The organism is Streptomyces orinoci (assembly GCF_003121295.1).
In the GTDB taxonomy this organism is placed as follows: domain Bacteria; phylum Actinomycetota; class Actinomycetes; order Streptomycetales; family Streptomycetaceae; genus Streptomyces; species Streptomyces orinoci.
The window spans coordinates 1,487,983-1,514,731 of record NZ_PHNC01000029.1; the positions used below are offsets into that span (position 1 = coordinate 1,487,983).

At 70.7% G+C, this 26,749-nt stretch carries 25 protein-coding genes and 1 pseudogene; 7 read left to right on the forward strand and 19 right to left on the reverse strand.

All coding sequences use genetic code 11. The annotated features are described in order from the left end of the window. Positions 1 to 83 precede the first annotated feature (83 nt). On the reverse strand, positions 84 to 878 hold the full coding sequence (locus CV755_RS21625; protein WP_109281821.1) for a GNAT family N-acetyltransferase: 795 nt from the start codon (positions 876 to 878) through the stop codon (positions 84 to 86). Positions 879 to 943: 65 nt separating this feature from the next. Here CV755_RS21625 and CV755_RS36760 point away from each other — a divergent pair, with 65 nt between their 5' ends. Beyond that, positions 944 to 1,885 (forward strand): class I SAM-dependent methyltransferase, encoded by a 942-nt coding sequence (locus CV755_RS36760; RefSeq protein WP_109281822.1) that lies wholly within the window; start codon positions 944 to 946, stop codon positions 1,883 to 1,885. Here the strand turns inward: CV755_RS36760 and CV755_RS21635 are convergent. The 7 genes and pseudogenes from CV755_RS21635 to mqnC all read right to left on the reverse strand — a co-directional run. Then, a pseudogene (locus tag CV755_RS21635) lies at positions 1,843 to 2,316 on the reverse strand (NUDIX hydrolase); the annotation flags it as partial. The gene CV755_RS36760 and the pseudogene CV755_RS21635 sit on opposite strands and share 43 nt — an antisense overlap. A 53-nt stretch (positions 2,317 to 2,369) precedes the next feature. Continuing rightward, positions 2,370 to 3,653: a geranylgeranyl reductase family protein gene (locus CV755_RS21640; protein ID WP_109281824.1), complete on the reverse strand. Its 1,284-nt coding sequence runs from the start codon at positions 3,651 to 3,653 to the stop codon at positions 2,370 to 2,372. A 76-nt stretch (positions 3,654 to 3,729) separates the two neighbouring features. Beyond that, positions 3,730 to 6,063 carry a hypothetical protein gene (locus CV755_RS21645; protein ID WP_153068730.1) on the reverse strand — a complete coding sequence of 778 codons (2,334 nt, stop codon included), beginning with the start codon at positions 6,061 to 6,063 and terminating at the stop codon, positions 3,730 to 3,732. Positions 6,064 to 6,287: 224 nt separating this feature from the next. After that, complete coding sequence (locus tag CV755_RS21650; protein WP_109282026.1) at positions 6,288 to 6,983, reverse strand: demethylmenaquinone methyltransferase; 696 nt, start codon at positions 6,981 to 6,983, stop codon at positions 6,288 to 6,290. A gap of 318 nt (positions 6,984 to 7,301) precedes the next feature. Beyond that, complete coding sequence (locus tag CV755_RS21655) at positions 7,302 to 7,940, reverse strand: Uma2 family endonuclease (RefSeq protein ID WP_241561324.1); 639 nt, start codon at positions 7,938 to 7,940, stop codon at positions 7,302 to 7,304. A gap of 89 nt (positions 7,941 to 8,029) precedes the next feature. Further along, complete coding sequence (locus tag CV755_RS21660; RefSeq protein ID WP_109281827.1) at positions 8,030 to 8,680, reverse strand: hypothetical protein; 651 nt, start codon at positions 8,678 to 8,680, stop codon at positions 8,030 to 8,032. Beyond that, on the reverse strand, positions 8,680 to 9,891 hold the full coding sequence (gene mqnC / locus CV755_RS21665) for a cyclic dehypoxanthinyl futalosine synthase (RefSeq protein WP_193553443.1): 1,212 nt from the start codon (positions 9,889 to 9,891) through the stop codon (positions 8,680 to 8,682). The genes CV755_RS21660 and mqnC overlap by 1 nt, the downstream gene beginning before the upstream one ends. A 234-nt stretch (positions 9,892 to 10,125) precedes the next feature. Here mqnC and CV755_RS21670 point away from each other — a divergent pair, with 234 nt between their 5' ends. Together CV755_RS21670 and CV755_RS21675 are read left to right on the forward strand one after the other, a co-directional pair. Continuing rightward, positions 10,126 to 11,241, forward strand: a complete 1,116-nt coding sequence (locus CV755_RS21670) for an alpha/beta hydrolase (RefSeq protein WP_109281828.1) — start codon at positions 10,126 to 10,128, stop codon at positions 11,239 to 11,241. Between the two features lie 135 nt (positions 11,242 to 11,376). Further along, complete coding sequence (locus CV755_RS21675) at positions 11,377 to 12,504, forward strand: alpha/beta hydrolase (RefSeq protein WP_109281829.1); 1,128 nt, start codon at positions 11,377 to 11,379, stop codon at positions 12,502 to 12,504. A 119-nt stretch (positions 12,505 to 12,623) separates the two neighbouring features. On the opposite strand, the gene CV755_RS21680 is transcribed toward CV755_RS21675, so the two are convergent. Next, positions 12,624 to 13,481, reverse strand: a complete 858-nt coding sequence (locus tag CV755_RS21680; protein WP_109281830.1) for a menaquinone biosynthetic enzyme MqnA/MqnD family protein — start codon at positions 13,479 to 13,481, stop codon at positions 12,624 to 12,626. A gap of 284 nt (positions 13,482 to 13,765) precedes the next feature. Here CV755_RS21680 and CV755_RS21685 point away from each other — a divergent pair, with 284 nt between their 5' ends. Further along, positions 13,766 to 13,969, forward strand: coding sequence for a cold-shock protein (locus CV755_RS21685; RefSeq protein WP_030067036.1), 204 nt, complete (start codon positions 13,766 to 13,768; stop codon positions 13,967 to 13,969). Positions 13,970 to 14,257: 288 nt separating this feature from the next. On the opposite strand, the gene CV755_RS21690 is transcribed toward CV755_RS21685, so the two are convergent. Further along, the gene (locus CV755_RS21690; RefSeq protein WP_109281831.1) at positions 14,258 to 16,054 is read right to left on the reverse strand and encodes an AMP-dependent synthetase/ligase; all 1,797 of its coding nucleotides are present in this window, start codon (positions 16,052 to 16,054) and stop codon (positions 14,258 to 14,260) included. An 88-nt stretch (positions 16,055 to 16,142) separates the two neighbouring features. On the opposite strand from CV755_RS21690, the gene CV755_RS21695 reads away from it, so the two are divergent. Both CV755_RS21695 and CV755_RS21700 read left to right on the forward strand, forming a co-directional pair. Further along, the gene (locus tag CV755_RS21695; RefSeq protein WP_109282028.1) at positions 16,143 to 17,213 is read left to right on the forward strand and encodes an AraC family transcriptional regulator; all 1,071 of its coding nucleotides are present in this window, start codon (positions 16,143 to 16,145) and stop codon (positions 17,211 to 17,213) included. Between the two features lie 84 nt (positions 17,214 to 17,297). Continuing rightward, positions 17,298 to 18,449: a lipase family protein gene (locus CV755_RS21700; RefSeq protein ID WP_109281832.1), complete on the forward strand. Its 1,152-nt coding sequence runs from the start codon at positions 17,298 to 17,300 to the stop codon at positions 18,447 to 18,449. Between the two features lie 154 nt (positions 18,450 to 18,603). On the opposite strand, the gene CV755_RS21705 is transcribed toward CV755_RS21700, so the two are convergent. The 6 genes from CV755_RS21705 to CV755_RS21725 all read right to left on the reverse strand — a co-directional run bounded on the left by CV755_RS21705 (position 18,604) and on the right by CV755_RS21725 (position 23,051). Further along, complete coding sequence (locus tag CV755_RS21705) at positions 18,604 to 19,233, reverse strand: TetR/AcrR family transcriptional regulator (protein ID WP_109281833.1); 630 nt, start codon at positions 19,231 to 19,233, stop codon at positions 18,604 to 18,606. 143 nt (positions 19,234 to 19,376) lie between these two features. Next, on the reverse strand, positions 19,377 to 20,690 hold the full coding sequence (locus CV755_RS21710) for a dicarboxylate/amino acid:cation symporter (RefSeq protein ID WP_109281834.1): 1,314 nt from the start codon (positions 20,688 to 20,690) through the stop codon (positions 19,377 to 19,379). A 95-nt stretch (positions 20,691 to 20,785) separates the two neighbouring features. Continuing rightward, positions 20,786 to 20,887 carry a putative leader peptide gene (locus CV755_RS36965; RefSeq protein ID WP_338323675.1) on the reverse strand — a complete coding sequence of 34 codons (102 nt, stop codon included), beginning with the start codon at positions 20,885 to 20,887 and terminating at the stop codon, positions 20,786 to 20,788. A 120-nt stretch (positions 20,888 to 21,007) separates the two neighbouring features. After that, entirely contained in the window at positions 21,008 to 21,298 is a 291-nt protein-coding gene (locus CV755_RS21715) for a DUF4229 domain-containing protein (RefSeq protein WP_109281835.1), read from the reverse strand. 82 nt (positions 21,299 to 21,380) lie between these two features. Continuing rightward, entirely contained in the window at positions 21,381 to 22,544 is a 1,164-nt protein-coding gene (gene mqnE, locus CV755_RS21720) for an aminofutalosine synthase MqnE (protein ID WP_109281836.1), read from the reverse strand. Positions 22,545 to 22,595: 51 nt separating this feature from the next. Next, positions 22,596 to 23,051 (reverse strand): Lrp/AsnC family transcriptional regulator, encoded by a 456-nt coding sequence (locus CV755_RS21725; RefSeq protein WP_087927490.1) that lies wholly within the window; start codon positions 23,049 to 23,051, stop codon positions 22,596 to 22,598. A gap of 131 nt (positions 23,052 to 23,182) precedes the next feature. Between CV755_RS21725 and CV755_RS35185 the strand changes: the two genes are divergently transcribed. Continuing rightward, entirely contained in the window at positions 23,183 to 23,320 is a 138-nt protein-coding gene (locus tag CV755_RS35185; RefSeq protein WP_164503305.1) for a hypothetical protein, read from the forward strand. Here CV755_RS35185 and CV755_RS21730 read toward each other — a convergent pair. From CV755_RS21730 to CV755_RS21740, 3 genes are all read right to left on the reverse strand, one after another. Beyond that, positions 23,317 to 24,000: a UbiX family flavin prenyltransferase gene (locus tag CV755_RS21730; RefSeq protein WP_109282029.1), complete on the reverse strand. Its 684-nt coding sequence runs from the start codon at positions 23,998 to 24,000 to the stop codon at positions 23,317 to 23,319. The genes CV755_RS35185 and CV755_RS21730 overlap by 4 nt on opposite strands. A gap of 332 nt (positions 24,001 to 24,332) precedes the next feature. Then, positions 24,333 to 25,250 (reverse strand): menaquinone biosynthesis prenyltransferase MqnP, encoded by a 918-nt coding sequence (mqnP, locus tag CV755_RS21735; RefSeq protein WP_109281837.1) that lies wholly within the window; start codon positions 25,248 to 25,250, stop codon positions 24,333 to 24,335. Further along, positions 25,247 to 26,698, reverse strand: coding sequence for a menaquinone biosynthesis decarboxylase (locus tag CV755_RS21740; RefSeq protein ID WP_109281838.1), 1,452 nt, complete (start codon positions 26,696 to 26,698; stop codon positions 25,247 to 25,249). Before CV755_RS21740 ends, mqnP begins: the two co-directional genes overlap by 4 nt. Between the last annotated feature and the right edge of the window lie 51 nt (positions 26,699 to 26,749).

Consider the following 26,749-nt stretch of genomic DNA (forward strand, 5'->3'; position numbering starts at 1 on the left):
GTCTCTCTGGTGAGCGGCCCCGCACCCCGGGTCGGGTGTCATCCGCGGGCAGGTGAGGGTTGCTCGCGCAGTTCCCCGCGCCCCTAATGGGGCGCCCTCCGCCCCGGGTCGTAGACATACGGCGTGGTGGTGCTCAGCTCCATGAAGCCCAGCCGCCCCAGGATGGGGCGGCTCTCCTCGGACGCGTCCACCTGGAGATAGCGGTAGCCGCGGGCGGCGGCGATACGGGCCCGGTGGGTGATCAGGGCCCGGTAGATGCCACGGCCGCGCCAGCCGGGCGCGGTCCCGCCGCCCCAGAGTCCGGCGAACTCGGTGCCGGGGCAGAGCTCCATGCGCGCCGCGGACACCGGCTGGTCACCGGCCATGGCGACCACAAGGGTGAGCTCCTCCGGCTGCCGGGCGAGTTGCTCGCGCAGCCGGTGCGCCAGACGGGCCGCGTCCGTGCCGAAGGCCTGCTCATGGGCGGTGGCCACCAGATGGACCTCGGCGGGGTCGGTGACGGTGTGCAGATGGATGCCCTCGGGGAGGTTCAACTCGGTGGATACGGCGGTCACTTCGGCGACCATCACGGTTTCCGGGGGCTCGGGGATGAAGCCCGCGGCCTGGAGCCGGTCCGCCAAGTCTGCCGGGGCGTCATGGGAGTACAGCTTCCACTCGAAGTCCCGTCCCAGCGTGGCGAAATGGCGGACCTGGGCGGCGATGGCCGCGTCCGCGGTGGCCTCGGTGAGGCGGGACCAGAGCACCCCGTTCCAGCCGGGCGGCGGTGCCGTCTGCCGTACCACCTCGCCCACTCGTTCCACCCGGGCGCCGGGCCCGTCGGGGCAGGCGTGCTCGCGGAGTTGGGCGTCCAGGGCACGCAAAACATTTGCCGGATCCATGGGGTCACTTCAGCATTGCCGTTGCATGGCTGCAATGGAGATTCGGCGGAGGGGTGGCGGGGCGGATGACGCTGGAGTTGTTGAGGGAGCATCTGGTGGCCGGGGAGCGGGCGGCCGGCCTGGCCGCGGCGGCGGCCTCGCCGGAGGAGCGGTTCTATCTCGCCATGGCCGCCTACCGGGCGGGCGACCCGGAGACGGCGGCCGGGCTGGCGGCCGAGGCGGCCGCCGCGGAGCCGGGACGGGTGGTGTACACGGAGACCGCCCGCTGGCTGGCCGCCGGGCGGCAGCCCGATGTCTACGGCGAGTCGGCCGCGTTCAGCGCCTTTGTCGGCGGTGGCGGCAATGTGGAGCTCTACCGGGCCACCCGCGAGGCGCTGCGCGGCGAGTACACCGCCCGGCGGCCCCGGCGACTGCTGGACATCGGCAGCGGTGAGGGGCACGCTCTGCTGCCCGCGCTCACCGAGGACGTGGGCTTTGTGGAGGTGGTCGAACCCTCCGCCGAGCGGCTGGAGCTGGTCACCGGGGAGCTGGCCCGGCGCGGCATACCGCACCGGGGACACGCCCTCACCGGGCAGGAGTTCATGGCCCGGGCGGCGGACGGCTCCTGGGACCTGGTGCAGGAGACCTTCGCCCTGCTGACCCTGGGGCGGGCCGAGCGGCTGGAGCTGCTGCGGTGGCTGCGGCCGCGTACCCGACGGCTGGTGCTGGTGGAGTTCGACGCACCGGTGATCGGGGACGGGCTGGAGCCGCGCTGGTTCCGCTATCTGGTCTCGCGCTATGAGCGGGGCCTGCGGGAGTACGGGGACAGCCGGGAACTGGTCGCCCAGGGCTTTCTGATACCGGTGCTGCTGGGGAAGCTGGGCAGCTCGGGGCACCAGGAGCACGATGAACAGCCGGTGGCCGCCTGGGTGGCGGACCTGGCGGAGGCCGGTTTCACCCCCGAGGAGCCACGGCGGCTGTGCGACTACTGGTGGGCGCCGGTCCACGCGGTTACGGCCGGCACCTGACCGGGGCGCGGCCGCAGCAACTGGGCCAGGTGCGGCGGCCAGAGCGCCTCCCCGGCTCCGGCCAGTTCCGGGGGCGTCCACCAGCGCCAGCCGAGGATGCCGTCCTCGGCGTGCGCGGCGGCGAGCGGACCGGAGGGGTCCCGGCGGGGGCCGTACGCCAGATAGATGTCCTCATGCTGGCGCACCGGTATCCCCGCGCGGGTGAAGTCATGCTCCCAGGTGCCCAGCAGCAGCCCCGGCTCCAGATCCGTCCAGCCGGTCTCCTCCCTGAGCTCACGGAGCACGCCCTGGCGCGGGGTCTCGCCGGGCTCCAGCCCGCCGCCGGGCATCGCCCAGTGGACGCCGACCTCTTCGTTGTCATAGCGGAAGAGGAAGACGGCACCGTATGGGTCGAGAACGGCTACTCGGGCCGCGCGTCGGGGAGTTCGCATGGCGGGAGCGTATGCGGTCGCCCGTCAACCGGGCGTCAGCGTTCCCTTGGCGTTCAGGAACGCGGCGCGACCTTGCTCAGCCCATTGATGATCCGGTCCATCGCATCGCCCCCGGTGGGGTCGGTGAGATTGGCCAGCATCTTGAGGGTGAACTTCATCAACAGCGGGTGGGTCAGGCCGCGTTCGGTGGCCAGCTTCATCACCTTGGGGTTGCCGATCAGCTTCACAAAGGCGCGGCCCAGCGTGTAGTAGCCGCCATAGGTGTCCTTGAGGACCTTGGGGTAGCGCTGGAGCGCCAGCTCCCGCTGGGCGTAGGACGCCCGGGCGTGCGCCTGGACAATCACCTCGGCCGCGAGCTGCCCGGACTCCATGGCGTAGGCGATGCCCTCGCCGTTGAAGGGGTTGACCAGCCCGCCCGCGTCGCCGACCAGCAACAGGCCGCGGCTGTAGTGGGGTTGGCGGTTGAAGGCCATGGGGAGGGCGGCGCCGCGGATGGGGCCGGTCATGTTCTCAGGGGTGTAGCCCCAGTCCTCGGGCATGGAGGCACACCAGGCCTTGAGGATCTCCCGCCAGTCCAGCTCCTTGAAGGACTTGGAGGTGTTGAGGACGCCGAGCCCCACATTGCTCGTACCATCGCCCATGCCGAAGATCCAGCCGTAGCCCGGCAGCAGCCGGTCCTGCGGGCCGCGCCGGTCCCACAGCTCCAGCCAGGACTCCAGATAGTCGTCGTCATGGCGGGGCGAGGTGAAGTAGGTACGCACCGCCACGCCCATCGGGCGGTCCTCCCGGCGGTGCAGGCCCATGCCCAGGGAGAGCCTGGAGGAGTTGCCGTCGGCGGCCACCACCAGGGGGGCGTGGAAGGTGACCGGGGTTTTGTCGTCACCCAGCCGGGCCTGGACGCCGGTGATCCGTCCGGTGCGGTCATCGGTCACCGGCGCGCCCACATTGCAGCGCTCGTACAGCCGGGCGCCCGCCTTCACCGCCTGCCGGGCCAGCTGCTCGTCGAAGTCATCGCGCTTGCGGACCAGCCCGTAGTCGGGGAAGGAGGCCAGCTCCGGCCAGTCCAGCTGGAGCCGGACGCCGCCGCCGATGATGCGCAGGCCCTTGTTGCGCAGCCAGCCCGCCTCCTCGGAGATGTCGATGCCCATCGACACCAGCTGCTTGGTGGCCCGGGGGGTGAGGCCGTCACCGCAGACCTTCTCCCGGGGGAAGGCGGTCTTCTCCAGCAGGAGCACGTCCAGGCCGGACTTGGCCAGGTAGTACGCGGTGGTGGAGCCGGCGGGACCGGCGCCCACCACGATCACATCGGCGGTGTGTTCGGCTGGGGAAGCAGTCACGTCGGCTCTCCGTTCGGCTGGTGACCGGGTCTGTCGACCGAGTCTATGAGCCGGGCGGACGGCCGCGGGCACGCGGTCAGTAAGGGCCCACCCACCAGAAGGCCAGGGCGGTACGGAAGGTGGCGCCGAAGTCGCTGCCGAGGTGGTCACGGCCCTGGAAGAGGATGGCGTACTCGGTGCCGTCCGGTCCCACATAGGCCTGGTCCATGGCGCGCATGGCCTGCCCGGACCCCGGATCCTGCCAGGTCCACTCCCAGCGGGCGCCCGGGTGCCCCTGGAAGGTGTTGGCCGTCATGCCGACCCGCTGGTAGCCCTGCTGCTTGCCGACCACCTTCTCCATCGCCAGGAAGTGGTCATAGGCCGACTGCGTGCTGTGTTCCAGGATCCCGATGCGCAGGTGCTCCGGGCCGGTGGGGCCCGCGTAGTCGATCTGCCCGCTGCCCTTGTCCTCCCGGTGCCAGCCGCGGGGCACGGCGAGCGAGAACCCTTCCGGCGAGGTCATCCGCTCATATCCGGCGGGGGGCTCGCCGGTGGGGGGAGTGGGCTTGTCCTGGAGGGGGGTTGGGGTGGGCGGGGGTGCGGGTGATGTGGGTGGGGGTGTGGGTGCGGGTGCGGCCGTGGACGCGGTGGACGGGGTCGGCGCCGCCGATACGGCCGTGGCGGCATGCGGCTTGCCGTCCTTGTGCTGCTGCACCAGCAGCACCCCTGCGGCGCCCGCGCCGCCGACCAGGAACGCGGCCAGGCCGATGGCGATCCATCGAAGGTAGGGGGCGCGGGCGCGGACCGGCTTGGCGGGCGCGGGAGTTGGGGCACCGAGCGGGGTGCTGTGGGTGCTCCCCGGGGTGGGGTGCGCCGCGAACGGCATGGTGGGCGGGACCTTGCCCAGGGGAGGCCCGGCAGGCGGGGTCATGTCCGCGAAGGGCCCGGCGGTTGAGGTCGCGTTCGCGGAACTCGGGCCCGGCGGGGCGGTGTTCGCGGAGGGCTGGGCATTCGGCGTGGCAGGGGCGCCCGGCCCGGGCGCGGCGGCGGGCGGGGCCGGAGGCCGGGCCGGAGCGGCGGGTGGCGCGCCGGGCACGGTGGGCGAGGTGGCCGGCCTCGCGGGCGGAGCCGCCGGTGCGGTGGGCGGAGCCGTCGGCGGGAGCGGTGCGGAGGCCGTCGGCGCGGCCGGATGCCAGGACGGCGGCGGGCCGTACGGGGGCGCCGGCGGAGCGGGGTCCGGGCGGCGGGTGCTCTGGATGAGTACCCCCAGCAGAACCGCGCCCGCGGTCCACAGCGCTCCGAAGAGCAGGGTTTCGCCGCCGTCCAGGCCGAAGTGGCTGTTGCCCAGGTGCAGTTCGGAGGCCAGGGAGGGGATGAAGGACACCTGTCCGCTCAGCTCCACCGAGATGCCCGAGGCCAGGGCCAGCAGCCAGAGCGCGGCCAGGAAGAAGGCGCCGGAGAGGAGTTGCTCGCGGTAGCCGGCGCGGCAGCGGCGGACCAGGAGCCAGGTGAGCGAGAGCGCGCACAGCGCGCCCGCCGCCACCACTCCCAACTGGGCCCAGACGCCCCACTGTTCGCCGATCTGGTCCAGACCGACGGTGGCGCTGCGGGACCAGCCGCCGCCGGTGCCATAGGGGGAGAAGCCCGTCCCGCCACCGGGGGTGGCGGTGGCCTCGGCGTCCGCGCCGAAGGAGAGCCCCAGCGAGAGCACGGCCATATTGCCCAGGAAGGCCAGCGAGGCGAGTACGCCCCAGCCGCCGCCCACCTCTTCCTGGTGGGCGGCGACAAAGACAAAGTCGATCACGGCCCAGAGCGCCACCGAGAGGGCCAGGGCGCGCAGCGCCGTCCCCCAGGCGCGTACCGCCATCCGCGCGCCGGGGCCCAGCCGGGCGGCCCAGATGTCCCGGCAGAGCACCGCCGCGCTCGTCCCGGCGGTCAGCGCCAGGACAAAGAGGGCGGCCAGGGCGGGTGTGGTGGAGATGGCGACCCCGTCCGACTCCGGCTGGCCATAGAGGCCCAGGGCCAGCACCACCGCCGCGCACAGCAGTCCCGTCCGCAGCGCCGACTCCAGGCCGCCGCCCGCCGGACGGGCCCGGCGCAGCCGCCGTGCGCCCAGCACGGTGGCGACGGTCCACAGCACGGTGATGGTGAGCAGCCGGACGGATACCGAGCCGGCGCCCCGGACCAGGCCGCCGGGGCTGGTGGCGTCGATGTCCAGGCTGCCGCCCAGGCCCTGGAGCAGCAGGGCGATGAACAGCCGGAAGCGGTCGGGCCAGGCGGGGGCCGAGGAGCTGCCGCCGGTGGCTATGGACAGGCCCAGGGCGATGGTCAGCAGCAGGGCCAGCGGCCAGAGTGCCACCCGGGCCGAACCGGCCCAGTCGCCGGTGAATACCCGGCGCAGAAACAGCGCCCCGCGAGAGGGCGGTGGCACCGGCGGCATCGGTGGCCCCGGCGGCGGGGGCGGCGCCAGTGGCGCCGCCGGAATCGGGGCGGACAGTTCCGCGCCGCAGGCCGCACAGCGGCGGGCCTCCGGGGTGATGGCCAAGCCGCAGGCAGGGCAGGACAACGGCATATGCGCTCCGGAGTTCGGGCAGGTCAGGGGCGTGGGGGGTGCCGTGGGGTGCCGCGTGATCCTACCGGCCGGAGCGCTATCGCTTATGCGGTTTTAACAGCCCGATGCAAGGCCACGATCCCGCCGGTGAGGTTGCGCCAGGCCACCTGGGACCAGCCCGCCCCTTGCAGCCGGGCCGCCAGCTCCGGCTGGCCGGGCCAGGAGCGGATGGACTCGGCGAGATAGACATATGCGTCCGGGTTGCTGCTCACCGCACGGGCCACCGGCGGCAGGGCGCGCATCAGGTACTCGGTGTAGACGGTGCGGAACGGCGCCCAGGTGGGGCGGCTGAACTCGCAGATCACCACCCGCCCGCCGGGCCGGGTCACCCGCAGCAGCTCGCGCAGCGCGGCATCGGTGTCCTGGACGTTGCGCAGCCCGAAGGAGATGGTGACCGCGTCGAAGACGTCATCCGCGAAGGGCAGCCGGGTGGCGTCCCCGGCGGTCAGCGGCAGCCAGGGGTTGCGCTTCTTGCCCTCGCGCAGCATCCCGATGGAGAAGTCGCAGGGGACCACATAGGCGCCGTCGGCGGCGAAGGGCAGCGAGGAGGTGCCCGTACCGGCCGCGAGGTCCAGCACCTTCTCGCCGGGGCGGGCGGCGACCGCCTTGGCCACGGCCTTGCGCCACAGCCGGGCCTGGCCGAGGGAGAGCACATCGTTGGTGAGGTCGTACTTGGCGGCCACGTCATCGAACATGGCGGCGACTTCATGCGGCTGCTTTTCCAGGGAGGCTCGGGTCACGCCCCCCATTGTTCACCCCTCGCTCTGGACGGGGACGACCGCCCCGAAAGGGAGGCCGCCCCGCGGTGTGGACTGCGCTGCTCCTTGGGCCCCCGCGCCCCCAGGACCGCCGGTCCCCCCGCCTGGTGACCCCCACGGCGACCAGGCTTGTACCGACGGTGCGCGTCATTGTGGCCCACCGGTTCCACCGGGCGTCCGGGCCCTGAAGCTCACACCACGGGACGACCGGAGCGGCCGTCCCCGCGTAGATCATCCTGGCGGCAGAAGCGGTGGGGAGGGTTCCTCTTAGCGGGGTTCTGATGGGCGGGGACCTCGCCCTTACGAATCACTGACGCGAGTGCGGCGCAGCTCGATCAGGGCGGCCAGGTCGATGGCGATGGGGAAGGGGCGGCTGGTCTCCAACTTGCCGACGTGCACCGGACGGTCGGAGGCCGACATGTACTGACCGGTCTCACTGTGCAGCCAGAACTCGTGCACCTCGGGGATACCGTCCGCGCCGCGCTCGACCCGCCAGTAGTTCTTGATGCCCGCCGCCGCGTACAGGGCAGGCTTGCGGACACGATCGTCCTGACGCGAACCAGGAGACACCACCTCGACCACGAGGGCAGCGTTCTCCGCGGGAATATGCCTTGCCTCGAAGATGTCGATCCCACGCTGGTCGAATACCACGACGTCAGGAACGGGGGGGTTGTACTTGTCGATCAGTACGCATTGCTCGGAGAGTACGGCGTAGGGCCCCTCCAGGCACTCGTCCAGTCGCTGCTCAATACGGGCCCGCACCAGGTTGTGCCATGGCACCGTCCTCCCCTTGACCACGATCACTCCGTCCACGAGTTCCCAGTCGAACGGCAGCTCCAGGTCTTCTACCTGGTCAAACGTCCAGCCGTCGGCAGGCGGGAACATCCAGTTTTCAGGAGTGGCCTTCTCCAGCCGCTCTGCGGTCATCACTGCTCCCATGGACGCCAGTGTGGACGCGGGTACGGATCGCGGTCCCGTTTACGACGGTAGCGTCACCCGAACCAGTGGTGACCCGATAACGCGCTGACTCAGGCCCGCCGGTGCAGCAACCGGCCGCCCAGCACCGTGGCCACACATGACCCCGCACCGGTGGCGAGCAATCCCGCCTCGTCCGGCACATCGAACACCGCCAGATCGGCCCGCCTGCCCACGGACAGCGGTGCGGCCAGTGCGTCGGCGAGAACAGCTGCGCCGCGCAGCGGGTCAAGGTCCGGCTCGCCCGGCGGCGGGGCGGAGACGGGCAGCACGGTCAGCACGGTCAGACCGGAGCGGGCCACCGCGGTCCGTACCACCGGGTCGGTGAACGGACCGGCCACCGCCACCGTGCCCTGGCCCAGCATCCGCTGGAGGCCGCGCCGGGCGCTGCCCGCCCAGCGGGTCTCGGTCATCGGCAGGGCGGCCAGGGCCGCACCGGTGAGCGGACGGTCGCCGAGCAGCTCGTACTCGCGCGGGTCGGGATGGTACGTACGCTCCAGCAGCGCGGCCCCGTGCCACTGCCGCAGCCCGGGCAGCAGCAGGCCGGGCCAGCGGCGCAGCCGGGCGGCGGGGCAGGCGCCGGACACCTCGGGCAGCGGACCCAGGGCCACCACACGACCGCCGTCCACGGCCACCGCGCCACCGGGGACGGGCGCCGAGCCCTCCCCGGCCAGCAGCAGGTCCGCCGTGTGAACGGTCAGCATCAGTCGGAGGTGATCAGCTTCAGCTCGGGGTGCGCGGTGCCGCCCTCCAGCGCGGTGGAGGACAGGTGCGAGACCACCCGGTGGTCCACCGGGTCATTGGCCGGGTCGTCATGGATGTGCAGGTGCTCATAGGTGGTGGCACGCTGCGCCGGGACGCGGCCGGCCTTGCGGATGAGGTCGATCATCTCCACCAGGTTGGAGCGGTGCTTGGCGCCGGCCGAGGAGACCACGTTCTCCTCCAGCATCACCGAGCCCAGGTCGTCCGCCCCGTAGTGCAGCGACAGCTGGCCCGCCTCCTTGCCGGTGGTCAGCCAGGAGCCCTGGATATGGGCGACATTGTCCAGGAACAGCCGGGCCACGGCGATCATGCGCAGGTACTCGAAGACGGTGGCCTGGGTGCGGCCCCGGAGCACATTGTTCTGCGGCTGGTAGGTGTAGGGGATAAAGGCCCGGAAGCCGCCGGTGCGGTCCTGGACATCGCGGATCATCCGCAGGTGCTCGATCCGCTCGGCGTTGGTCTCGCCGGTGCCCATCAGCATGGTGGAGGTGGACTCCACGCCCAGGTTGTGGGCGATCTCCATGATCTCCAGCCAGCGCTCGCCCGACTCCTTGAGCGGGGCGATGGCCTTGCGCGGCCGCTCCGGCAGCAGCTCGGCGCCGGCGCCGGCGAAGGAGTCCAGCCCGGCGGCGTGAATACGGCGGATGGCCTCCTCGGCGCTCACCCCGGAGATGCGCGCCATGTGCTCCACCTCGGAGGCGCCCAGCGAGTGGATCACCAGCTGGGGGAACTCCTTCTTGATCGCCGAGAAGTGCTCCTCGTAGTACTCCACGCCGAAGTCGGGGTGGTGGCCGCCCTGGAACATGATCTGGGTGCCGCCCAGCTCCACGGTCTCGGCGCAGCGGCGCAGGATGTCGTCCAGGGAGCGGGTCCACACCTTGTCGCTCTTGGGCGGTGCGTAGAAGGCGCAGAACTTGCAGGCCGTCACGCAGGCGTTGGTGTAGTTGATGTTGCGCTCGATGATGTACGTGGCGATGTGCTCGACGCCCGCGTACCGGCGGCGGCGCACCGCGTCGGCGGCCGCGCCCAGGGCGTGCAGCGGGGCGGACCGGTAGAGCTCGAGCGCCTCCTCCGGGGTGATCCGGCCGCCGGCGGCGGCGCGGTCGAGGACGGCTGCGACGTCAATAGACGCGAGGTCGGCGTTCGCGGTCACCGGGCGTCCCTTCGGAGGGGGTTCGTCAAGACCGATCCAGCCTACGCCAGGGGTCCGCGGGGCCGTGGGGCGGCCGGACAAGGGGCCTTGGACCGGGACCGAAGGGGCCCTTGGATCTTTTGTTCGACCTATGACTCAATTCACGGAACCCACTGGCCGGATTTCTCCATCCCCTAGGGCGAAACCGACACCGTCATGTCCTTCGGGGCAGCATCAACGTCACGGAGCGACTCGATGACGCACTCATCAAACGGGGCCTACCGGTCCCGGGGACACCGCCGTGCCTCGCGCGCCAAGCGGTGGACCATCGTCGCGGTCTGCATAGCCGTGGTCGGCGGCATAGCCTGGCCGGTGCTCAGCTATTTCAACTACTTCGACCTGTTCTCGGACAAGGGCCAGTCCATCAGCTTCGGCCAGGACACCCCCGGCGGTCAGGCCGGGGGCAACTCCGGGCAGACCTCTCCCAACTCCCCGGTTCTGATGCCGACCGGCCCCAAGGCGGACTTCAAGATCGCCAACACGGTCTCGGAGGACGGCACCAAGATCGCCGTCACCACCCTGGAGGGCAAGAAGTCCGGCTTCACCGGCAAGGTGTGGGTGTGGGTGCCCAAGGAGTACAAGGACCCCAAGTACGCCAACAGCGGCTTCCCGGTGATGATCGCGCTGCCCGGCGGCGCCGGCTACCCGATCAACTACTGGATGGGCACCGACCTCAAGCTTGAGGCGAGCATCTCCAAGTGGCACGACGAGGGCAAGAGCCTGCCCTTCATCCTGGCCATGCCGGTGCTCAACCCGCACCCGGACAACGGCATCTACAACGACGCCAGTGACATCCCGGGCCAGCCGAAGATGGGCACCTGGCTCACCGAGGACGTCCCCGACCTCATCAAGGCCAACTTCCGCACCATCAAGTCCCGGGACGGCTGGGCCATGATGGGCTCCTCCACCGGCGGCTTCGCCAGCCTGAAGTCGATCCTGCAGAAGCCGGAGCAGTTCAAGGCGATCATCGCCTCCGGCCCGGACATCGCCCCCGACTCCCCCCTGTGGAACGGGCATGAGCAGGAGAAGGCGGCCAACAACCCCAATCTGCTGGCCCCCAAGCTGATCAAGAAGGGCAGCCCGGATGTCTATCTGGCCTTCCAGGTCGGCACCAGGGGCTCGGACGCCCAGGCCAAGCCCAAGATCGAGCAGTTCCTGGCCAAGTTCGCCAACAAGGGCCCGATTCACACCAAATACAGCGTGATCGAGGGCGGCGAACACAACGCCAAGACCTATGTGCCGGGCATGTACAACGGCGGCCTGATCCAGTGGATCAGTGAGCATATGCAGGGGCCGACCCCGGCTTCCTGACCGTAGGCGCCCGACCGCAGGCACTCGTCCAAGCACACCGGAGCCCCGGCCCGCAACAGGGCCGGGGCTCCGCTGTGTTGTGTGGCATGGTGACCGCACACGACCATGGGTGGAAGCCGTCCCTGGAGCGACGCGATGACGCACTCTGCGCACGGGGCCTACCGGTCCCGGGGCCACCGGCGGGCCGCCCTGGCCAAGCGGTGGATCCTCGTCGCCCTGTGCATAACCGTGCTGGGCGGCATCGTCTGGCCGGTGCTCGATCACTTCGGGGTCTTCTCGGACCAGGGCGAGGCGATCAGCTTCGACCAGGACAACAAGGGTGGGGGGCAGGGCGGGGGTCAAACCGGGGGCAGCACCGGCCGCCGGCCGGGCGAGTCCTTGGCCTCCCTGCCGACCGGGCCCAAGGCCGACTTCACCATCGCCGGGACGGTCCCGGAGGACGGCACCAAGATCGCGGTGACCACCCTGGCGGGCAGGAAGTCCGGTTTCACCGGCAAGGTATGGGTCTGGGTGCCCAAGGAGTACCGGGAGGACCCCAGGTACGCCACCAGCGGCTTCCCGGTGATGATCGCCCTGCCCGGCGGCCCCGGCTATCCCGCCAACTACTGGATGGGCACCAACCTCGGGCTCCAGGCGAGCATTTCGCGGTGGTTCCACGAGGGCAGGAGCCTGCCCTTCATCCTGGCCATGCCGGTGCTCAACCCGCACCCGGACGACGGCGGGCTCTACTGGGACGGCAGCGACATCCCCGGCCAGCCGAGGATGGGCACCTGGCTCACCGAGGACGTCCCCGACCTCATCCGGGCCAACTTCCGCACCATCAAGTCCCGGGACGGCTGGTGCTATATGGGCTCCTCCACCGGTGGCTTCGCCGGTCTGAAGTCGGTGCTGCAGAAGCCGGACAAGTTCAAGGCCGTGATCGCCTCCGGCCCGGACCTGGTCCCCGACTCCCGGCTGTGGCACGGACATGAGCGGGAGCAGGCGGCCAACACCCCCGCCGTGCTGGCCCAGCGGCTGATCGCCGCCGGGGGCCCGGAGGTCTATCTGGCCTTCCAGGTGGGGACGGTGGGCAGCGACGCCCGCGCCAAGGGGCCCATCGAGGACTTTGTCGCCCACTACGGCCGGGGTCCGGTGAAGACCAGGCTGAGCGTGATCCAGGGCGGCCGGCATGACGCGGCCAGCTATGTGCCCAATATGGCGCGCGGGCAGCTGGTCCAGTGGATCAGCGAGCATATGCAGGGGCCGGTGCGGGTGCGCCCTTAAGGGTCCCTTAAGGGCGCGGGCGGTTGCACCATGCGGCTCCGCCGCATATAGCTTGGGCCCCGCGCCCCTACGGGGCGCCCCCAGCGGTCGGGCAAGAGCCTTCAGACAGGCCCCGGCGGTCAGCCCTCCAGCAACCGCACCCGGACATCCGCCGGGTAGCCCGTGGACGGGCCCGTGCGGCGGGCGAACTCGGCGACCCCCGCCAACTGCCGTTCCCCGAACCGGAAGTCCAGGGTGGTGAAGTAGCGCTCCAGCAGCTCGGCGTCGAACGCCTCCCAGCGCGCGGCCTGTTCGGCGACCTTGGTGACCTCGCGCAGGGAGAGGTCACGGGAGGCCAGGAACGCCTGGTGCACCTTGGTCACCAGGACCGGTTCCCGCTCCAGATAGTCCCGGCGGGCGGCCCAGACCGCGAAGACAAACGGCAGGCCCGTCCACTCCTTCCACATCTGCCCCAGGTCATGCACCGCCAGCCCCAGCTCGGGCGCCTGGTGCAGGGCGGCGCGCAGCGCCGCGTCACCGATCAGTACGGCGGCATCCGCCTCCTGCATCATGGCGCCCAGGTCCGGCGGGCAGGTGTAGTAGTCCGGCCGTACGCCGTAGCGCTCGGCGAGCAGCAGCTGGGCCAGGCGCACCGAGGTGCGCGAGGTGGAGCCCAGGGCGACGCGCGCCCCGTCCAGCTTCTCCAGCGGCAGCTGGGAGACGATCACACAGGACATCACCGGGCCGTCGCAGCCCACCGCGATATCCGGCAGGGCCACCAGGTCCTCGCTGTGGCGCAGGAACTCCACCAGGGTGACCGGGGCGATGTCCAGCTCGCCGCGGATCAGCCGCTCGCTGAGCTTTTCCGGGGTGTCCTTGGTCAGGTCCAGGTCGAGCAGGCTGCCGGTGCGGGCCAGGCCCCAGTAGAGCGGCAGACAGTTGAGGAACTGGATGTGCCCGACGCGCGGGCGGGAGCGGTGCCAGGCTGAATTGTCCACAGCGGGAGGCTAGCCCCGGGCCGGTATCCGGCCCGCGCCGGGTGCCGCCGGGCCCCCGGGGCCGACCGGCGATCTTTTCCGGCCGTGCGGGCGGGAAAACCCCCCTTGAGCGTGATCTTCGACTCTTCCATCGCGAGAACGTGCCGTGCTAGGCTCGCCGCAAGTTGCAGTTTGGTTTCCCTTGCAGTACAGAGCCTGCGGAGCATGTAACCCGCAGGCTTTTGTAGTTTTCAGACTTCTCGAAGGTTCTGGAGCAGGGCAACCCTTTGGCCCAAGGAGGGCTTATGGCTACCGGAACCGTGAAGTGGTTCAACGCTGAAAAGGGCTTTGGCTTCATCGCCCAGGACGGCGGGGGCCCCGACGTCTTCGTTCACTACTCCGCGATCAACGCTGCTGGCTTCCGCTCCCTCGAGGAGAACCAGCAGGTCACCTTTGACGTCACCCAGGGCCCCAAGGGTCCGCAGGCGGAGAACGTCACCCCGGCCTGATCGCGGCCGATACGCAGTAACCAAGGAGCCCCGTCCCCCGCTTCGGCGGTGGGAACGGGGCTCCTGCCCTTTACCGGGACTTCACCGTCCCGTTGTTTACCGATCTCCGGCCGGGGTCGCGGAAGATCCCATTCCGCCCGGCGGCCCGCTTTCCGGGAAGGCCCGCGGCCGATTCCGTCCGGGCTCTGCCGGCGCCCCGCCATGGCTGGAAATGCGGCCTTAATAAAAACCTGACATCCGGCGATCACCAAGTGGCGAGCTCGGTGCGGCCCTGGCCAAAAACCGCCGCTATTCGGACGCCTGGTAGAGCGCATCGATCTCCGCCGCATACCGCCGGGTGATGGCCGTCCGGCGCAGCTTGAGGGTGGGGGTCAGGGAGCCGTCCGCCACCGTGAAGTCCTCCGGCAGGATGGCGAAGGCCCGGATCCGCACCGGCCCCGCGAACTGGTCATTGGCCGCGTCCACCGCCTCCTGGCACAGCTGGCGCACGGCCGGGTGCCTGGCCGGCCCCTCGGCGCCGAACTCCACCCCCATCCGCCGGGCCCAGCCGGTGATCTCCTCGGTGTCCAGGGTGAGCAGGGCCACCGGGTAGGGGCGGCGGTCGCCGGCCACCACCGCGTGGGAGATCCAGCGGGACTGCTGGAGGGCGAACTCCACCAGCGAGGGGGTGATGTTCTTGCCGCTCGAGGTGATCACCAGCTCCTTTTTGCGGCCGGTGATGGTGAGATAGCCGTCCTCGTCCAGCCGCCCCAGGTCACCGGTGTGCAGCCAGCCCCCGGCATCCAGCACCTCGGCGGTGGCGGCGGGGTTGTTGTGGTAGCCCTGGAAGACCCCGGGGCCCCGGGCCAGCACCTCGCCGTCCTCGGCAATGCGCAGCTCACAGCCGGGGATGGCCCGTCCCACCGTGCCGGGCCGGGCAGCGCCCGGATGGTTCATGGTGATCACCCCGGCGGCCTCGGTCATCCCATAGCCCTCCAGCAACGGGATGCCACAGGCCCGCATCAGCTCCATGGTCTGCGGGGCGATCGGCGCCCCGCCGCTGCGGGCGGAGCGCAGCCGCCCGCCGAACAGCTCCCTTACCGGGGCGAACAGCCGGTGCTCGGCCTCCTCCCAGCGGGTGCGCAGTTCCCCGGTGAGCTCCTCGCCGCGCTCCCGGGCCGCCTGGGCCGCCAGCCCCACCCTTATCGCCTCCGCCAGCCGCGCCGGGCCGTCCGGCCCCTCGGCCTCGGCCAGCGAGCGGATCCGGGAGTGCACCTTCTCGTACAGCCGGGGTACCGAGGGCAGCTGGGTGGGGCGGATCTCGGACAGCTCGGTGAGCACCCGGTCGATCCGGCCGCCGTAGTAACAGAGAGTGGCGCCCCGGAACAGGGCGGTGCACTGGGTGATCTGGGCCAGCACATGGGCCAGCGGCAGATAGAGGTAGACGGTGTCCCCCGGGCCGCCTTCCAGCAGCTCGGCGGTGGCGCGGTGGTTGGACAGCAGATTGCCATGGGTGAGGCGGCAGCCCTTGGGCGGGCCGGTGGTGCCCGAGGTGTAGAAGATGCCGCAGAGGTCGTCCTCGGTACGGGCTTGGGCGCGGGCGAGCAGCTCTTCTTCGGGGCCGGGGTCGGGCAACTCACCCAGGACCAGGGCTGGTTCGGGGGCGCCCGTCCCGTCCATCAGCGCCACCCAGCGCAGTTGGGGCAGCTTGGCCCGTACCGCGGCCACCCGCTCGGCCTGGGCCGCGTTCTCCACAATGACCCCGTGGGCGCCCGAGTCCCCCAGCACCCAGAGGAGTTCGGCCTCCGCGGCCGAGGGATGGACCGGCACCACCGCCGCCCCGGCGGCCAGCACGGCGAACTGGGCGAAGGTCCACTCGGGGCGGGTCTCGGCAAGGATGCCCACCCGCTCCCCGGGCCGGACGCCCAGACCCAGCAGACCACGCCCCAGCGAGCGGACCGTCCTGGCCAGGTCGGTGTAGGAGAACTCCTGTCGGCCACCTTCACCGGTACGGCCGGAGAAGCCGGAGCGCAGGGCGGGCAGGGGGCCGTAGCGGTCCGCTGACCATTCGGTGAACACCGCCAGGGTGCGGGGAAGTCGGGGCACAGGAACCCACGCTAGGCAGTGCGGACGGTGGCCGGGGATGGCCGGAAGCGTCAGCGCCACTGACCGTGGCGCTCAGCACAATGCCCTCATGCCCACCACCATCAGCGTGCACCGCGTCCACGCCGCGCTGGGCGGCGCCCGAAGGCTGGGCATCGACCCGGTGCCCCCGTTGCAGGCCGCCCGGATACCGCCGCTGCTGCTGGGGGACGACGCGGCGCGGGTGACCGCCGAGCAGTTCGCCTCGCTGGTACGGGAGTTGCGCCTGGTCACCGGGGATGAGTTCCTGGGCCTGGGCCCGGCGCCCAGCAGACCCGGGACCTTCGCCATGATGTGCTACGCCTGCGTCGGCTGCCCGGACCTGGGCAGCGCGCTGAAGCGGGCGGCGCGGTTCTATGGACTCTTCCCCGGCGGGCCCCGGCTGGCCCTCGAACAGCGGGGCGGACAGGCGGTGTTCGCCGTCCACAGCGATCTGCGCGGCCACCCGGAGGGGTGGTTTATGGCCGAGTGCCTGCTGCTGATCTGGCACCGGCTGGCCAGTTGGCTGATCGGCCGCCGGATCACCCTGAACGGGGCGGAGTTCGGCCATGGCGCACCGCCGGGGGCCGCCGACTGCGAGGCGATGTTCGGCTGCCCGGTGCGCTTCCGGGCCGCCCGGACCGGTGCCGCCTTTGACACCAACTGGCTGGCCGCGCCGGTGCTGCGGGACGAGACCGGGCTGGACGGGCTGCTGCGCCGGGCACCGGCGGATCTGCTCGGCCACCGGGCGTACCGGATGACCGTCACCGAACAGGTGCGCAGGGCCCTCGGCGGGGCGCTGCGGGCCGGTCCGCCGGCCCGGCTGCCGGAGATGACCGAGCTGGCGGCCCGGCTGGCGGTGAGCCCGGCGACGCTGCGCCGCCGGCTGGGCGCGGAGGGCACCTCCTACCGGCGGCTACGGGACCAGGTGCGACGGGAGGCGGCGCTGGCCCAACTGGCCGGCGGGCGGGAGCCGATCGCCGAACTGGCGGCCCGGCTGGGGTTCTCCGAGGACACCGCCTTCCACCGGGCGTTCCGCCGCTGGACCGGGCGCACGCCGGGGGCGTACCGGGCGGAACTGCCCCATCACCCCGGACCGCCGAGTCCACTTGGTCCGCCTGGCCCCTCCGGCCTGCAAAGCTGAGCGTTCCGGTCAGCTCCGGACTTACCGGTCGGTCACTACGGTGCGCCTCAACTCCGCTCGATCCCCCGAGAGTTGGGAGCACCCATGCGTCTGCGCACCCTCGCCGTCTGCGCGGTCACCGCGCTGGCGGTCTCGCTGGGCCTGCCGGGCGGCCCGGCCGCCGCCGAACCCCCGGCAAGACCCGGCGACCTGGTCAGCTCCTCCCTCACCTCCTTCCACCCGCTGCCGGGCCGGCCCACCAACACCCGTGCCTGGCACATCACCTATCGCTCCACCACCGCCAAGGGCGCGCCCAATGTGGTCTCCGGCACCGTGATCGTGCCGCGGGACGGCCACCGCGGGCCGCGCCCCCTGGTCACCTATGCCGTGGGCACCGTGGGCATGGCCGACCACTGCGCGCCCTCGGCCGGGTTCCCCTACGGGACCACTCTGGAGGGCAATCTGATCCAGCTGCTGACGCTGCGCGGCTGGGCGGTGGCGGTCACCGACTACGAGGGGCTGGGCACTCCGGGCGAGCACACCTATACGGTGGGCCCGGCCGAGGGCCATGCCGTACTGGACGCGGCCCGGGCCGCCCTGCGGCTGCCCCAGGCCGGGCTGGACCCCGGCACCCCGGTCGGCATCATGGGCTACTCCCAGGGCGGGCAGGCCGGCGCCTGGGCCGCCGAACTGCATGACTCCTACGCGCCCGAGCTCAACCTCAAGGGCACCGCCACCGGCGGCGTCCCGGCCGATCTGCCGGCCGTCGCCGCTTATGACGACGGGGGCGTGGGCGCCGGGCTGATACTGATGGCCGCGGTCGGGCAGAACGCGGCCTATCCGGAACTCCACTTGGAGCGCTACCTCAACCAACGCGGCCGCGACCATGTGGAGTTCCTCAAGCGGCACTGTGTGGCCGTCAACACCGTGGCGGGCCTGTTCCGGCGGATCTCCGAGGTGACGGTCCGCAATCCGCTGGACCAGCCGGACTGGCAGCGAGTGCTGCACCTCTCCGACCTGGGCCGGCACGCCCCGGACCGGCCGGTGTACCTCTACCACGGAGTGGTGGACGAGCTGATCCCTTACACGGTGGGGCGTGCGCTGCGGGACCACTGGTGCGCCAAGGGAGCGGCGGTGCACTGGACTTCGCTGCCGCTGGCGGAGCATATCGCCGGGGCGGTCACCCAGGCGGTTCCGGCCGGGGACTGGCTGGCCAGGCGGTTCGCCGGTGAGCCGGAGCGGGGTGACTGCGGCTGAGCGAGCGGGGGTGGGCGTCCCGGCCCCGCCCCCGTACCCCGCGTCAGACGGCGGGCGCTCCGTACGGCCGCGTCAGACGGCGGGCGCCCCCGTACCGCGTCGGACGACGAACGCCCCGTACCCCGCGTCGGACGGCGAACGCCCCGTACCCGCGTCAGACCGCGGCCGCCGGCGGCCAGCGCCGCCCGCCGGTGAGGTTCTCCAGCCCCACCCAGGCCATATTCATCAAGGTGGCGGCCGTCTCGCGGGCCGAAGGCACCGCGCCGGTACGGTGGTTGGCCCAGCCGGCCAGCGACTCGGCCGCGCCCACCAGGGCATGGGCCAGACCGGAGACCTCGCGGGCGCTCAACGGCTTGCGCCCGCCGTCCGGTTGGGCGCACTCGGCGATCAGCCGGGTGACCAGATCCACGATCCGCTGCCGGAGTTCGGCCACCACCAGGGCGAAGGGCTCGCCATGGATACGGGCCTGGCAGCTGAGCACCGCCCAGCCGTCCGGATGTTCGGCGGTGTGCGCGAAGAAGGCACGCAGCCCGCACCACAGCCGCCGCTCGGCGCTGTCACCCGGCTCCACACCCGCCTGGATCTCCTGGATCAGCGACTCCGCCTCGCGCCGGATGCAGGCACTGAACAGTTCCTCCTTGGAGTTGAGGTAGAGATAGACCAAGGGCTTGGACGCTCCGGCCAGTTCGGCGATCTCGTCCATGGAGGCCGCGCGGTAGCCGCGCCGGGCGAAGACCTCGACCGCGGCATCCAGCATCTGCCGCTCACGGACCTCCCGTGGCATCCGCTTGACCCTGGGTTTGCGTTGTGCAGGAGTTGCAGTAGTCACGACAAATCCCTCCGCCCCCGTAACTTTACCGGCAGGTAATATCACGGAGGGGAGGGACGTCAAGGGCCGTTGGGGCCAGTGCTGTTGGCCGGCCGGCTCTAGGCCGCGCTCAGCACCGGCGCGGCCTCCTCGGCCTCGACCAGCCGGGAGCCATCGGCCCGCTGGTACGCCTCGCGGTCCAGGATCTTCTCCCGGGACGCGACGATGATCGGCACCACTGATTGGCCGGCAACGTTGGTGGCGGTCCGCACCATGTCCACGATCGGGTCGATGGCCAGCAGCAGACCCACCCCCGCCATCGGCAGGCCCAGCGTGGAGAGGGTCAGGGTGAGCATCACGGTGGCGCCGGTCAGGCCGGCGGTGGCGGCGGAGCCGATCACCGAGACAAAGGCGATCAGCAGGTAGTCGCGTACCTCAAGGTGCACCCCGAAGACCTGGGCCACAAAGATGGCGGCGATCGCCGGGTAGATGGAGGCGCAGCCGTCCATCTTGGTGGTGGCGCCGAAGGGCACCGCGAAGGAGGTGTACTCCCGGGGCACGCCCAGGCGTTCGGTCACCTTCTGGGTCAGCGGCATGGTGCCCACCGAGGAGCGGGAGACAAAGGCCAGCTGGATGGCGGGCCAGGCGCCCTTGAAGAACCGCAGCGGGCTGACCTTGGCGACGGTGGCCAGCAGCAGCGGGTAGACGCCGAAGAGCACGATGGCGCAGCCGACGTAGATATCGGCGGTGAAGGTGGCGTACTTGCCGATCAGGTTCCAGCCGTACTTGTAAACGGCCTTGCCGACCAGGCCCAGGCTGCCCAGCGGGGCGAGCCGGATGACCCACCACAGCACCTTCTGCAGCAGCTCCAGCACGGTCTCGCTGAGGGTGAGCAGCGGCCGGGCCTTCTCGCCCAGCTGGAGCACGGCGACGCCGGACACCGCGGCCATAAAGACGATCTGGAGCACATTGAGCTGGGTGAAGGGCGTGATGACGTCGGTGGGGACGATGCCGGTGAGGAAGTCCAGCCAGGATCCGTGCTTCTGCGGGGCGGCGCCGTCCGCCGCGGTCAGGCCGGTGCCCGAACCGGGGTGCGTCAGCAGGCCGATGGCCAGGCCGATGCTCACCGCGATCAGCGAGGTGATCATGAACCACAGCAGGGTGCGGGTGGCCAGCCGGGCGGCGTTGGAGACATTCCTGAGGTTGGTGATGGACACCAGGATGGCGAAGAACACCAGCGGGGCGACCACCACCATCAGCAGCTGGACAAAGATGCCGCCGATCTTGTCGAGGGTGGTCTGCAGCCAGCCGATGTCACCGCTGCGGGCGGCCCAGCCCAGCAGCGCGCCCAGCACCAGGCCGAGCAGGATCTGGGCCCAGAACGGGACCTTGGGTATGCGCGGGCGCGCGGCGGACGTGGAAGTGGTGGACAACGGATGCTCCGGGGGACAGACAGAAAAACGGGCGTGGGGCGCCGGGAGGTCCGTAAGAGAGGGGATCTCCGGCCGCTGGCGAACCAGGTGAGAGGTCAGCGGCGGCGACAGGCCGCGGAGGCACAGCGGCAAAGATCGACATGCAGGCGCGCCACAAGCCCGGGGCCCGTGGGGATTCGGTGCGCTGCTGTCTTCATGCGCACCACGGTAACACCGGGTCTTTGGGTAACCCAAAGGAGTTCTTGGGGATCAAGGCCGGAAAAAGCCCGGGGCCCGCCGGCTGAGCGGCGGGCCCCGGGCCTGGTGTGACGGGACTCTCAGGTGGCCGAGTCCTCCTGGGCGGCGTTGGCGGCCAGCTGTTCCTTGGCCCGGTCCACCCGCGCGGCGACCTGCATCGCCATGGCCTCGCGGGGCTTGCGCAGCAGCACCCAGCTGAGCGGGGCGGAGAGGATCAGGGCGAGCAGGATCATCCAGAAGATATTGGAGCTGCCCACGCCCAGCGGGATCAGACGTGCGTAGCACAGCACCCAGACGACGGCGAAGCAGGCGATGAGGAGGCCGAATCGCCAGGCGGTGTAGCGGAGCGATGCGTACTTCTGGCTACTCACGGACGGGACCTTCTTCTCAACGGCAACCGAAAGGGTCTCTCCCAGTCAAGCATGGAAAGTTATGGATCTACCGGGGGGTCGCTCAGACCCGCATCGGCTGCGGCGACTCGCGCAGCGAGGCGTCCGGGCCGGGGTATTCCCGGATGATCTCGTAGCGGGTGTTGCGCTCCACCGGGCGGAAGCCCGCCTCGCGGATCAGCTCCAGCAGGTCGTCCCGGGTGAGCTTGTTGGGCGTGCCGTAGTTGTCCGCATCGTGGGTGATCTTGTACTCGACCACCGAGCCGTCCATGTCGTCCGCGCCGTGCTGGAGGGCGAGCTGGGCGGTCTGCACTCCGTGCATCACCCAGAACACCTTGACATGCGGGATGTTGTCGAACAGCAGCCGGGAGACGGCGAAGGTCTTCAGCGCCTCGGCGCCGGTGGCCATGGTGGTACGGGCCTGGAGCCGGTTGCGGACCTTGCCGTCCTTCATGTCCACGAAGTCGTGCTGGTAGCGCAGCGGGATGAAGACCTGGAAGCCGCCGGTCTCGTCCTGGAGTTCACGCAGCCGCAGGACATGGTCCACCCGGTGGCGCGGCTCCTCGATATGGCCGTAGAGCATGGTGCAGGGGGTCTTCAGGCCCTTGGAGTGCGCCAGGCGGTGGATGCGCGACCAGTCCTCCCAGTGGGTGTCGTGGTCCACGATGTGCTGCCGGACCTCCCAGTCGAAGATCTCCGCGCCACCGCCGGTGAGCGACTCCAGGCCGGCGTCGATCAGCTCGTCCAGGATCTCGGAGGCGGGCAGGCCGGAGATCTTCTCGAAGTGGTGGATCTCGGTGGCGGTGAACGCCTTCAGCGAGACCTCCGGCAGCGCCTCCTTGAGCGCCTTCAGCGAGCGCGGGTAGTAGCGCCAAGGGAGCGTCGGATGCAGGCCGTTGACGATGTGCAGCTCGGTGAGGTGCTCGTTCTCCATGGCCTTGGCCAGGCGGACGGCTTCCTCGATGCGCATGGTGTACGCGTCCTTCTCGCCCGGCTTGCGCTGGAAGGAGCAGTAGGCGCACGAGGCGGTGCACACATTGGTCATATTGAGGTGCCGGTTGACGTTGAAGTGGACGACGTCACCGTTCTTGCGGGTGCGTACCTGGTGCGCCAGCCCGCCCAGCCAGGCCAGGTCGTCGCACTCGTAGAGGGCGATGCCGTCCTCGCGGGTCAGCCGCTCCCCGGCCTGGACCTTCTCCTCCAGCTCGCGCTTGAGTCCGGCGTCCATGCATCCTCCTGCTTCACCTACTGCGACCCGGTCGAGACTACTCCCCTGCCCTCAGACCTCCTCGGGCAGCTCACCCACCCGGTTCTCCCACTTGGTGGAGAGCACGATGGTGGTGCGGGTGCGGCTGACGCCCTTGGTGCCGGACAGCCGGCGGATGGTGCGCTCCAGGCCGTCCACATCGCCGACCCGGACCTTGAGCATGTAGGAGTCGTCGCCGGCGATGAACCAGCAGTCCTCGATCTCCTCCAGGTCCCGCAGCCGGCGCGCCACATCCTCGTGGTCGGCGGCGTCCGAGAGCTGAATGCCGATCAGGGCGGTGACGCCCAGGCCCAGCGAGGCGGCGTTGACCGTGGCCCGGTAGCCGGTGATCACGCCCGCCGCCTCCAGGCGGTTGATCCGGTCCGTGACGCTGGGGCCGGAGAGGCCGACCAGCCGGCCCAGTTCCGCGTATGAGGCCCGGCCGTTCTCCCGGAGGGCCTGGATGAGCTGCCTGTCCACCGCGTCCATGCCTGGAACCTTTCAATTAATGAGCGAACTCGCCGTCTTGCGTGTAGAATCTAAGGCATACGGGGTCCGAAACCCTGCGAATCTTTTATCGGATCCTTAAGACACCGACGATCCTTCAGGAGTGAAGACCCGTGTACTCGATCGAGATGGCCTACGCCCGCATGCGTGAGCTGCAGGACCTGGCCAACCGCTCGCGTGCCCACCGTCCCGTCGGCGCCCGTCCCGGCAAGGCCAAGGCCTTCCGCCTCCCGCGCGCCAACAAGGGCTAACCATCACCCGGAGAGCGCGCACCGCCGAGCTCTCCCTTCCATCTGCGGTAGAGCTGGTGCGGCACCCCCGCCGCGTCCAGCACCCGCCCGGCGACGAAGTCCACCAGATCCTGGATGTGCGTCGCCCCCGCGTAGAACGCCGGAGAGGCGGGCAGCACGATCGCGCCCGCCTCGTCCAGTGTCACCAGCTGCTTGAGCGTCTGTCCGGTCAGCGGGGTTTCCCGCACCGCCACCACCAACGGACGCCGCTCCTTGAGCGTTACGCTCGCGGCCCGTTGCAGCAGATCCTTGGAAAGCCCCAGCGCCACACCCGCCACACAGGCGGTGCTGGCGGGCACGATCAGCATTCCCTTGGCCGGGTACGAGCCGGAGGACGGGCCGGCCGCGAGATCTCCGGCCGCCCAGTGGCGTACCTCCGCCAGGCTGCCCTCGAAGGGGTGCGGCTTGCCGTCCGCGCCGGTCTCCAGCCAGGCGCGCAGGTCGTCGCGCCAGTGCGCGTCCCGGAAGGCGATGCCCGTCTCGTCCAGCACGGTCAGCCGGGCGGCCCGGCTCACCACCAGGTCCACGGCCTCGCCGGCGGCGAGCAGGCCGCGCAGTACGGCGGCGGCGTAGGGGGTTCCGGACGCGCCGGAGACGCCCAGCACCCAGGGGGTGCGGGTTGATCGGGTTTTGGGCTCCAGCTCCACGGGGTGAGCGTAGCCGGGTGGGCCTGCCCCCAGGGGCGCGGGGAACTGCGCGACCGGCCACGCACGGCCCGCAGCCGGCAACGGACGCCGGTATCGCTTCCGGGTGCGGCCCGGTGGTCGCGTTGTGCCCACCCTCCCCCAGCTACCGCTGGGAGGTGCCCCCATCGCCCAGCGGAACGACTGCCCACAACGCGCAGGGCGCGCCCCGTCAGGGGCGCGGGGAACTGCGCGACCAGCCGCAGCGGAACGGCGAGGGTCGTCGGCAGACGCCGTTTCGTCGCCGGGTGCGGCCCGCCCACGACGGCCCGCGCCCGGAATCGGACCCGCTACCAGCCCAGCCCGCGGCTCACCAGATCGCACAGGGCGAAGAAGAACAGGCTTATCCCCACAAAACCGTTCACCGTGAAGAACGCCCGGTTCAGGCGGGACAAGTCGTGCGGCCGCACGATCGAGTGCTCGTAAACGAACGCGGCCGCGACCACCATCAGCCCCACCCAGAAGAACGGCCCCGCGTGCGTGGCCAGCGCGTACCACACCAGCAGCGCCGTGGTGATCACATGGCAGACCCGGGAGCCGTACAGCGCGGCCGGGATGCCGAAGCGGGCCGGGGTGGACAGCACCCCGTGCGCGCGGTCGGCGGCCACGTCCTGGCAGGCGAAGATCAGATCGAAGCCGCCGATCCAGACGCCGACCGCCAGGCCCAGGATCACCGCGTCCCAGGACCAGCCGCCGGTGACCGCCAGCCAGGCGCCCACCGGGCCGATCGCCTGGGCCAGGCCCAGGATGGCGTGCGGAAAGTTGGTGAAGCGCTTGCCGTAGGGATAGACCACCATCGGGATCACGGCGAGCGGCGCCAGCGCCAGGCACAAAGGATTCAGCAGCCCCGCCGCGCCCAGGAAGAACACCACCGCCACCAGCGCACCGGTCCAGGCGGAACGCACCGTCACCGCGCCGGTGACCAGTTCACGGCCGGCCGTACGCGGGTTACGGGCGTCGATCTCACGGTCGATGATGCGGTTGCAGGCCATGGCGAAGGTCCGCAGGCCCACCATGGCGACGGTGACCAGCAGCAGCTTCCACCAGTCGATGCGCTCGTCCTTCTGGTACATCGCCGTCAGCGAGGCGATATAGGCGAAGGGCAGCGCGAAGACCGAGTGCTCGATCATCACCAGGCGCAGGAACGCGCGGATCCGGCCGCTGGAGGGGGCCGGGCCGGGGGTGAGGATGCCTTCGGCAGAGGTCACAGTCCGTACTCCGTCCAACGCTTGGTCACCAGTTCGGCGGTCCGGGGATCGGACTCGACCATCCGCGGCCAGCCGCCGTCCCGGGTGTAGCCCTCCTCCGGCCACTTGGCGGTGGCGTCGATGCCCGCCTTGCCACCCCAGAACTGCTGGTAGGAGGCGTGGTCCAGGTGGTCCACCGGGCCCTCGACCACGGTGAGGTCACGGGCGTAGTCGGTGTTGCCCAGCGCCCGCCAGGAGACCTCGTGCAGATCGTGGACATCGCAGTCGGCATCGACCACGATGATCAGCTTGGTCAGCGACATCATGTGCGCACCCCAGATGGCGTGCATCACCTTCTGCGCGTGCTTGGGGTACTTCTTGTCGATCGAGACGATGGCGCAGTTGTGGAAGCCGCCGGACTCCGGCAGGTGGTAGTCCACGATGTCCGGCACGATGATCTTCAACAGCGGGAGGAAGAACCGCTCGGTGGCCCGCCCCAGCGGGCCGTCCTCGGTCGGCGGCCGGCCGACCACGATGGACTGCAGCAGCGGGCGGCGGCGCATGGTCACACAGTCGATGGTCAGCGCCGGGAAGTCCTCCTGCGGCGTATAGAAGCCGGTGTGGTCGCCGAACGGGCCCTCCGGCAGCATCCGGCCGGGCTCCAGCCAGCCCTCCAGCACCACCTCGGCATTGGCCGGAACCTGGAGCGGAACGGTCTTGCAGTCCACCATCTCCACCCGCTTGCCCTGGATGAAGCCGGCCAGCAGGTATTCGTCGATGTCGCCGGGCAGCGGCGCGGTGGAGGCATAGGTGACGGCGGGCGGGCAGCCGAAGGCGATGGCCACCGGCAGCCGCTCCCCGCGCCGGGCCGCCACCTGGTAGTGGTTGCGGCTGTCCTTGTGGATCTGCCAGTGCATCCCAATGGTGCGCTTGTCGTGACGCTGGAGCCGGTAGAGGCCCAGGTTTCGGACGCCGGTCTCGGGGTGCTTGGTGTGGGTGAGGCCCAGGTTGAAGAAGGAGCCGCCGTCCTCGGGCCAGGTGAACAGGGCCGGGAGCCGGTCGAGGTCCACCTGGTCGCCGGTGAGCACCACTTCCTGGACCGGGGCGTCCTTGATCTTGCGCGGCGGGACATGCGCCATGGCGCCCAGCTTGCCGAAGGCCTCCCGCAGGCCGATGAAGCCCTGGGGCAGCTCCGGCTTGAGCAGCCCGCCGATCTTCTCGCCGATCTCCTGGTAGGACTTCAGGCCCAGCGCCTTGAGCAGCCGGCGGTCGGTGCCGAAGACATTCATGGCCAGCGGCATCGCCGAGCCCTTGACGTTCTCGAAGAGCAGCGCGGGACCGCCCGCCTTGTTCACTCTGTCGACAATCTCCCCGACTTCCAGATAGGGATCGACTTCGGCCTTGATGCGCTTGAGGTCGCCATCGCGCTCCAGCGCCCGCAGGAACGAGCGGAGATCGTCATAAGCCATGCGCTCCAGTATCGAGCACGCACTACGCTTGGCTTGTCACGGGGGCCGCCG